We start from the raw sequence: 8,176 nt of genomic DNA, 5'->3' as shown, positions 1-8,176 counted from the left end.
CGGTGGTCGACGTGTTTCTCGCCTCCGGCAAGGACGACACTGAGTTCGTCGACCTGTAGGAGATCCGGAGCAGGCGCCGGTGACCGGTCAGCCGTACGCGGTCCGACTGTCGTCGCCCGCCGCGAAGGTGCTCGCCGCACTGCCCGAGCACGCAGAGCAGATGGTCTGGGACGTCCTGGACGCCGCGGCCGGGAACCCGTTGGGCTTCCCACAACAGAACGCCGGCGACCCCGAGGACGTGCGCATCGCATCCGTCGGCCAGCTGTCCGTCAACTTCTTCGCGAACCGCGCGCGGAGGCACCTGTCCGTCCTGGACATCGTCTGGCTCGGGTAGCCACCCGTGACAACGCCCCGACCCTGGCATTCGAGCTGCCGGGGTCGGGGCGTTTCGCATCGTAGCCACGGCCGTATCCACCAGTAGCCGCCCGGGTGGCTACTCCTCACCAGTTGCCGCGGGGGCGTTCAGCACCGAGCTGGACCTCGCGCAGGCATTCGCGGCAGTCTGGCAAGCCGCTCACGCGTCGGCCTTCCTCCGTCGACCGTGTGAAGCCGCACAGCGACTTGGGCAGGCCCCTGGAGTCATCGGTGGTGGCGTGGGAGCCGTAGCCCGGAACGTTCCACGTGACCGGCGTCCCGCCGTCGTAGGGGGCTCAGGACTCTGCGATGACCTCGTCCGCCTGCATGCCCTTCTGCCCCTGCACCGCAACGAAGGTCACCTTCTGGCCTTCTCGAAGGCTCTTGAAGCCGCTGCCTTGGATCGCCCTGAAGTGCACAAAGAGGTCCGGGCCACTTTCGGGGGTGATGAAGCCGAACCCCTTCTCTTCGTTGAACCACTTCACCGTGCCGGACTGGCGCTCAGACATAACAGCTCCCTTGAATCACGTGCTCCGGTCGGGCGCACAGGACGCCCGCCTGGCTGATCATCCCCGCTGGGGGAATGAAGGTCACGGAACCGAGAGATCTTCTCTCGGGAGGGACTGTGGCGGCGGCTTAGCGCTGCTCCTGGTCTTGCTGTTCGTGGTCCTGGTGGTGGTCGTCGGGTGACAGCAGGGCGGTGTCGTTGATGCAGCGCAGCATTTGCACGACCCAGGCTCTACATGGGTGTTGCTTATCCAGCGCAGCAGGGATGAGCAACAGAAGGTCTCCTGTCGGACGCTGCCTAAAGCTGGGGTCACCGAATACGGACGGTTCACCAGGGTCACTCACGAGCGCCGGGCTGACGGTCCATGAGAGTTCGGGTCGATGGCTGGCCAGCGTGGTACCAGGGGCCTTCGCCGGCCCCTGGACCCCGCTGGCCCCGTCACTTCCCGGCGCGAATCCGCATCGTTGTGGTGAAGCCTGTACGCGCCGGCAAGCAACGGGGGTCGGGTGCGACGCCAACGTTGGTGCCTGCACGGTATGAGCCGACTTGGAGACGGCAGACAGCGATTGTCGGGTTTCTCGCACGTGGCTGAGCCTTCGTGGCTGAACGGGAGAGTCGGAGTTTCGGATGCTGAGGCCCCAACCACCAAGGTCCACAGGCCGACTCGGACCTCAGGTTAAAGAGGTAAGAGAGTGCGGAGCCGAAAGAGCCTCTGAGCTGGGAAAACACGTGATCGATCCACGATCGACAGATCTGCTACCCAGATCGGTGAGCAGGCAAGGGCGATCGGTACATCGTGGTGCCCAGATTTCAGGGTCGCGGCACTCGGCTCACCTGGACTGAGTACCAAGACCAAAGGAACTGCTGCCACGTTCCCAGGAACGCTGCAGATTGACGTGACGTACATGAGTAGCGACACCTGACGGCTGTGAGTTGACCTCGCGTCCGACAAGCCGTCAATCAACACGTCTCTCAGGTCGCGTTGATTGACTTCCTGCTCATGTACGTTACGTTCATCTGGTCGGCCTCCTGGGCCGCCTCTCATGAACGGTGCAGCAACAAGCACGGAGGACCCGTGGGAGCAGTACGCAGACTGGTCGACGCCGACACCGGCGAAGCCGTCCCCTATGCGCCGTATGCCTTCTCGGGGAAACACACCCAAGTGGACAAGGCGCGCGTGGAGGCAATCACCGAGAGTAAGGCGTTCACCCCGAGCCAGAAGTTCCTCGTACTGTGGTGGATCGGCGTCTCGCCCGAGGGACTGGAGCCGCTGCGGGCGACCGGCGCGGACATCGCCCGCCGTGTCGGCATGTCCACCGACGCCGTCGGAAAGATCAACAGGAAGCTTGCCAAGCACCGCATCCTGATCATCCGGGGCCGCATCGGGAACTACAACTTTTACCGAATCAGCCCGTACATTTCCTTCCACGGGACCGGGATCGAACAGCGCGAAGCGGTCAAGACCTGCAACCCCCCAGAGATCCCTGGATTCAACGAACAGACCCCTGCGCGGTGGGAGGCCCAGTGAACAGCGACGACAAACTCAAGACCCTTCACCTGCTCCAGCGCACCGCCGGAATGACCGCCAACCAGCGGCTCGTCGTGATGCTCTACGCCGTACACCCCACCGACCGCGCCGGCACAGTCGTAGAGACTGGCGCGGAACTGGCCAAGCTGGTCGGACTGTCCCCGCCAGTCTTCTCCCGCACACGCCGGCAGGTCATCGAAGCCGGATGGCTCGAAGAGTCCGAACGCCTCGCCCACATCCGCTACTACCGGCTGAGCCCCAAGGCCACAGGAGAGAGCGTCGTCGTGGAGCTGCGTCGAGCAACCTGAACGGTTCTGCAGGCGTAGCTCATGTACTCCACGTCAATGAGTAACGACCGAGAGGACGTCCTCATTGCGGTTCCGGCGATGACATGACACAGAGTCCAGGCCATGCCGGGCCTGTCAAGCGCGACTTCGACGGCGCCCCGCGACTGGGCAGCAGGGCTCGCTGTGATGGCGCCTGCATCACCCACCGCTCCAGGGGGGTGCAGGCCGGCCGTCTGGGTCCAGGCCGTACGGCCAGCGCCCTTCGAAGCCGAACTGCCAGGCCCCGCCGGTGTCAGCGGCCTGCCGGGCCAGGGCTTCGGCGCCTTCGTGGTCGCCAGCCTCCTCCCGCATCCGCACCAGAGCCACCAGGGGGCGGGCCTCGCCAGCGTGAGGAAATTTGGACAGAGCTGTTGCCTGCCGGGCCAGGGCTTCGGCGCCCTCGTGGTCGCCGGCCTCCTCACGCATCCGCACCACCTCAACAACTGCTTCGATGTTGCCGAGTTCGGCTGCCTTGCGAGCCAGACCCAGAGCACTGGCAGGATCCCCAGCTTCTTCCCGCATCCTCGCCAAGGTCATCAGAGCCGTTGAATCACCGGCGTCAGCCGCACGCCACGCCAGGGCTTCAGCTTCTTCCCGGTCCCCGGCCTCCTCTCGCAGCCGCGCCAGCACGTTCAGGCCTCGGGTATTGCCGGTGTCCGCGGCCCTGTCGGCCAGACCCTGGGAGCCATGGCGATCCCCTCTGTCTTCGCGCAGTTCTACCAACGCAACCAGAGCATCGGCACTGCCAGCGTCAGCCGCCCGGGAGACCAGGGCTTCAGCGCTCTCGCGATCGCCAGCCGCCACACGCCTCCGTGCCCAATCCACCAACATCGCCGTGACGTCAGCGGCTACGGCGGCGTCGGCAGCCTGGCGGATGAGAGTAGTGGTGCTGCCGCGGTCCCCGGCTTCCTCGCGCATCTGCGCCAAGGACATCAGCGTCACGTAGTCGCCGGCGGCGTTGGCAGCATCGGCAGCCCGGCGGCAGCAATGCTCGGCAGCATCACGGTCACCTGCCTCCTCCCGTATCTGTGCCAGAGCCAGCCAGGCGTGCGCGTCACCTCGATCGGCTGCTCGGCTGTAGAGGATCTCAGCGCTGTCGCGGTCCCCGGCCTCCGTACGCATCCGCGCCAGTGCAACGAGAGCTTCGGTACTGTCGGCGCCGACGGCGCGGGCATACAAGGCTTGGGCTTGCTTGGTATCTCCGCTCACCTCACGCGCTCGTGCCAAAGAGACCAGGGCACGCACGCCCCCGATCCCGACGGCTCGGCTGTAGAGGATCTCAGCGCCGTCGCGGTCCCCAGCCTCCGCACGCATCCACGCCAGGATGATCATGGAATCGGGGTCGTTGGCATCAGCACCCTGCCGGTAGATGACCTCGGCGCCTTCGCGGTCTCCAGCCCCCTCTCGCAATCGCGCCAGGGCCCTCAGCGCGATGAGCTCTCCCAGGTCAGCGGCTCTTCGATACAAGATCTCAGCACCGATGGTGCTATCCGGCTCTTCTGCCCTTGCCCTGAAGTACAGTCGGCCGGGTTCCACAGCGTCGGCGACCCGCCGATACAGGTTCGCGGCCTCTTCACGATCGCCCGCTTCCTCTCTCATCCGCGCCAGCTCGGTAAGAGCCTCGACGCTGCCTGTGTCCGCCGCCCTGCGGAGATGAGCCTCAGCGGCATAACGATCGCCTGCCGCTGCTCGTGCTTGTGCCAGCGCTTCAAGCGTCCGTTGATCCCCGGCATCGCCAGCCCGGAGCCGGAGGCTGTGAGCCCACTCGAGGCGGTAGCGCAATTCGGCGGCACCGCTGAGGGTGCTGAGCGCCGCAGGATCGGTCAGATGGTCGCGGGCGGCGTGCCAAAACGACGCCGGGGGACAGAGCGCCCGCCGAACGCCGCGGCCGTGCTGTTCGAGGAAGTCAGCAAGGCGAAAGACCGCCCCCACTGCCGGGGAGTGCTGGTGAGGTCGCGCAGAGGGCCGCAGAGGGCGAACTCGCGTGAGTCGAAGGGGTGCCTGGTGGCCGTGGACGGGCAAGGCAAGCTCAGCAAGCACCCTCTCTGCCCAGTCCTCAGCGAGCCGGTCACCATCGTGTTCACTGAGGTATTCGAAGGCTGCGTCGATGAGGAAAGACTGCGGCAGGTGAAGGCCGACCCCGAGGCGGCGCGCATCCATCGCTGCTTCCAGCACCGCCCGGGCGGCTGGCGTGCCCTGCTCGTAGCGGCGCAGGAGTTCAGGCGCTCCGGCAAGATCCTGTGTCACCCGTCGATCCGTAGACGCCCGCCTGAGAGTCGCGCCCAGCAGCCCATCGCCGGCATCCGCGAGAGCAGCTGCCCGGCGCAGCGCCTCCTGGTCGAACGTGTCGGGAACAGCGATGGTCCGCCCAGCCAGCAGTTCCCGAACCCGGCTATGCGGGTCTGGGGCGTTCGGTGAGGGAAGAGCTGCGTACTGGTTGGCGTACTCGGGCCAGAGCGTGCCCAACACCAAGACGGGGCTGCGTTCGGAGGAGGTCAGGAGGCTGTGCACAGCCGCCGCGACTCGCTCTCCCACCCCGGGATCGCCCAAATAGTGCTGGGCCTCGTTCAGCCAAACGACCGTGAATGGCTGCACCCGATCGAGGTCCTCAAGCGCTGCGTCAGCGCGCGTGGGATCGAAGGGATGCCACAGGCGCCAGCCCTGGCGTGCGAGTGGCTGCACGGCCTCCCAACAAGCTCGCGTCTTCCCTGTCGAGGACGAGCCAACCAGGACTACCAAACGGCTGCGGCCCTCGGCAGCATCCTGCACCGCAGCCGCCAGGATCGCGTCATGGGCGCGGGCGACATAGCCAGGCAAGGCTCGCCCGCACTCAGCGCCGGCGCCAAGAGCAGGACCAGCAGGGTGGACCTCCAAAACGTGGGGGTCCCATTCGTCGATCGGTTTGCCCGGTCCCTGCTCCTTTGCCGAGGCGGTCCCGGATTCACCGACGGCAGCCCGACGCAGGTCCAGGAGCCGTTGCTCCGGCAGACGCAGCACTCGCGCCAGGGCGACGACCGTCGCTGCTGCTGGCACAGGTCCGCCAGTCTGGAAGGCCTGATGGACGGTGGTGCGCCCCAGATTCGCACGCGCTTTGACCTGCGTCTTAGTCAGCCCGGTGCGGGCCAGCCCGTCAGCCAGCGTCCGGCGTAGCTCGGTTAGCGCCGCCTCTCGGCTCGCCTGTTCGTCGTGCATGCGACTGTCCCCCGGATTTGTTCGTCGGTGTTCATCTTCGTCCGGGCGAACCATGGTGAACACCGTTTCCGGGAGCTTCGATCACGTCAACGTCCCCCGTCTCCAAGGAGCTTGCCGTGTACAGATACGCCCTCGTTCTGATCACCACCGCGCTGGTGGTGATCCTCGCGTTGCTGGTCGCCCTTGTTGCGGGCACGCTTGCCCGTCTGGACGGTGCTACGTACCCCACGGCGCTCATGCGGGCCGCCACCACGTTTGCCGCGGTCATAACGCTTGCCGCCGCCGTGACCGGCGCACTTGCGGCGATCTCCCAATGAGGCAGAGGCGACGCCGATAGCCACACGTGGCTGGTGAGCGGTGTAGGTCAGGCCGATCGGCATTGCGCAGCCTTGCTGAGGGGCAGTTGGGAGCAAGGCGGCACCCACGACCAGGACGAAGCGGAGAGAAGTGCAGGGGCCCCGGAAGATGGCGCCTTCGACAGCACACACCGGACCGGGGCCCTCCGCGTGAGCTCCGCTTGCCTGCCGTCTTCACAACCAACAAACCAAGGAGGGCTCTCCTGGAGAGTACCGCCCCCACAGCCTTCAGTCAGGCAGGGACGGCCTCTGCCAAGCCGAGCCTATCCGATCGACCGTTTTCCATGTACGTGACAAGTTGGCTGGTTGAGCTAGGACAGCTTAGATCCGACCACCTTCTCAGCCCTGAAGCGACGATTGTCCGATAATTTTGAGAAATGCAAGGGCGGCAGATGAGATATTGTCAATTTATCAATCCCTCATTATCTGGTTGCTGAAGATGAAGTATGCGGCTTCTCTGAAGCCGATTTAACTGCGACCCAGCGGGTTAGTCATGACCACCTTTCGCTGCTGAATAGAATTCTAGAGACGGCCCCAGCGCCGACACGGTTAATTGACCCTGATCCTTTGTCAGGGATGATGTGTGTCGCCGTGTTGACCCACGAGCTGAGCAACAGAGCCGGTTCCGGAAGCACTTCACCCCCGAGCCCGGACACGTTCCTTCTCCGTCTCGGATACCGTGTGGCCCTGGGTGCTCAACTCTTCGTTCCCGGGAGGGGGCGGAGCAGTAGCATCCGGGATGCACCACTCGCGGTGCCGACGACTTCGACCTGGCAGCCCTGCTGCCAGCCGTCGGGCCCTCCGCGTGAGCAACGCCAAGTCCGTCTTCACAACCACGAAAAGATCATGAAAGGGCTCCTATGAGCGCAGCAGCAATCCCATCGGCCGGTCCGCCTGATGAGTGCGGGGCATGCACGGAGCGCAAGAAGGCCGCCGACCGCACCAAGAACCGCCTGGTCACGGCAGGGCAGTCCCTGCTGGTGACTGGTCAGGCCGCTCTGAGCGGCACCGGCATCCTGCTGTTCGTTGAGGGTCAGCCGTTGCAGGCCAGCGCCGCCGGCGTGCTCGCTGGCCTGGGCTTCCCGGCGATCAAGATGCTGTCGAAGCTTCGTCCGAAGGACTGAAGTAGGCGTCCCACCAGAGAAGTTCTGGTGGGACGCGCCCTCACGGGTGGGGCCCGGAACCACATACATGGTTCCGGGCCCCACTCATTTGGTTCGGTCCTTCGCCCTTGCAGTAGTTCGTCCACAAGGTCCAAAGCCGCTGCAACCTCGCCTGCACCTACTGCTACGTCTACGAGGTCGGGGACACCAGCTGGCGACGGGGTACGCGACGCAGCTCGATCGCGAGTCCGGACGAAATCCAGTAGTTCTTCACCGCGTTTGGGCGTGATGGGCCTGCGCCCCGGCCGCGGGTATGTGAAGTGCGTCCGTGACGTTGGCGAGGTCATGGGCGGCTGCACCCGCACGCGACGCGTCGATCTAGGACGCGCTCACCGCCCTCGATCCGCCCCGGATCGACCACCTGCTCCCGCACTGCACCTGGTCCAGCCTGCCGTCCAACCCGTGCGGCCCCGACGGCTGAGCGCCGCTCCCGCGACCAAACCGCGCGGCACGACACGTTGTACGCGCCCTGGAAAGAGAACCGGCACAGGCGTATTTCCCTTGGACCACGACAACCCTGGTCCGCACCCTGCGCAGCCTGCCCATGCCGCTCTCCGCCCTGATACTCCGAAAACTGGCCTCGCTCCAATAGCTGGAGTCGGTTCACGGTTCGATGACGACGGGGCCCGGCCCCGTACGCCGACTGGCCTTCGACAGCTTGGTGCTCAGCTTCCTGTACGGCGGCCCGGGCTGCACCGACCAGTGGCGGCTCCGTGACCCCGGTGGGCGAGGTGGGCAGGCCCTCTCTC

General features: G+C 65.6%; 7 protein-coding genes. 5 read left to right on the top strand and 2 right to left on the bottom strand.

The features are described 5' to 3' along the window. The first annotated feature begins 79 nt into the window (after nucleotides 1–79). Entirely contained in the window at nucleotides 80–334 is a 255-nt protein-coding gene (locus ACOZBY_RS21670) for a hypothetical protein (protein WP_422762668.1), read from the top strand. Between the two features lie 316 nt (nucleotides 335–650). Here ACOZBY_RS21670 and ACOZBY_RS21665 read toward each other — a convergent pair whose 3' ends face one another. Beyond that, nucleotides 651–863, bottom strand: a complete 213-nt coding sequence (locus ACOZBY_RS21665) for a cold-shock protein (RefSeq protein WP_060895097.1) — start codon at nucleotides 861–863, stop codon at nucleotides 651–653. 1,074 nt (nucleotides 864–1,937) lie between these two features. On the opposite strand from ACOZBY_RS21665, the gene ACOZBY_RS21660 reads away from it, so the two are divergent. Together ACOZBY_RS21660 and ACOZBY_RS21655 are read left to right on the top strand one after the other, a co-directional pair. Beyond that, entirely contained in the window at nucleotides 1,938–2,390 is a 453-nt protein-coding gene (locus ACOZBY_RS21660) for a hypothetical protein (protein ID WP_422762667.1), read from the top strand. After that, nucleotides 2,387–2,698: a hypothetical protein gene (locus ACOZBY_RS21655; protein ID WP_422762666.1), complete on the top strand. Its 312-nt coding sequence runs from the start codon at nucleotides 2,387–2,389 to the stop codon at nucleotides 2,696–2,698. The genes ACOZBY_RS21660 and ACOZBY_RS21655 overlap by 4 nt, the downstream gene beginning before the upstream one ends. A 177-nt stretch (nucleotides 2,699–2,875) precedes the next feature. Here ACOZBY_RS21655 and ACOZBY_RS21650 read toward each other — a convergent pair whose 3' ends face one another. After that, the gene (locus ACOZBY_RS21650; protein ID WP_422762665.1) at nucleotides 2,876–5,908 is read right to left on the bottom strand and encodes a hypothetical protein; all 3,033 of its coding nucleotides are present in this window, start codon (nucleotides 5,906–5,908) and stop codon (nucleotides 2,876–2,878) included. A 116-nt stretch (nucleotides 5,909–6,024) separates the two neighbouring features. Between ACOZBY_RS21650 and ACOZBY_RS21645 the strand changes: the two genes are divergently transcribed. Further along, nucleotides 6,025–6,225 carry a hypothetical protein gene (locus ACOZBY_RS21645; RefSeq protein WP_422762664.1) on the top strand — a complete coding sequence of 67 codons (201 nt, stop codon included), beginning with the start codon at nucleotides 6,025–6,027 and terminating at the stop codon, nucleotides 6,223–6,225. 899 nt (nucleotides 6,226–7,124) lie between these two features. Continuing rightward, nucleotides 7,125–7,388 (top strand): hypothetical protein, encoded by a 264-nt coding sequence (locus ACOZBY_RS21640; protein ID WP_422762663.1) that lies wholly within the window; start codon nucleotides 7,125–7,127, stop codon nucleotides 7,386–7,388. Nucleotides 7,389–8,176 lie beyond the last annotated feature (788 nt).

This window comes from Lysinibacillus sp. NPDC056220 (assembly GCF_049315265.1).
Lineage (GTDB): Bacteria > Bacillota > Bacilli > Bacillales_A > Planococcaceae > Lysinibacillus > Lysinibacillus pinottii.
The sequence above is the reverse complement of the archived record's forward strand: the minus strand, read 5'-3'. Positions and strand labels throughout refer to the sequence as shown.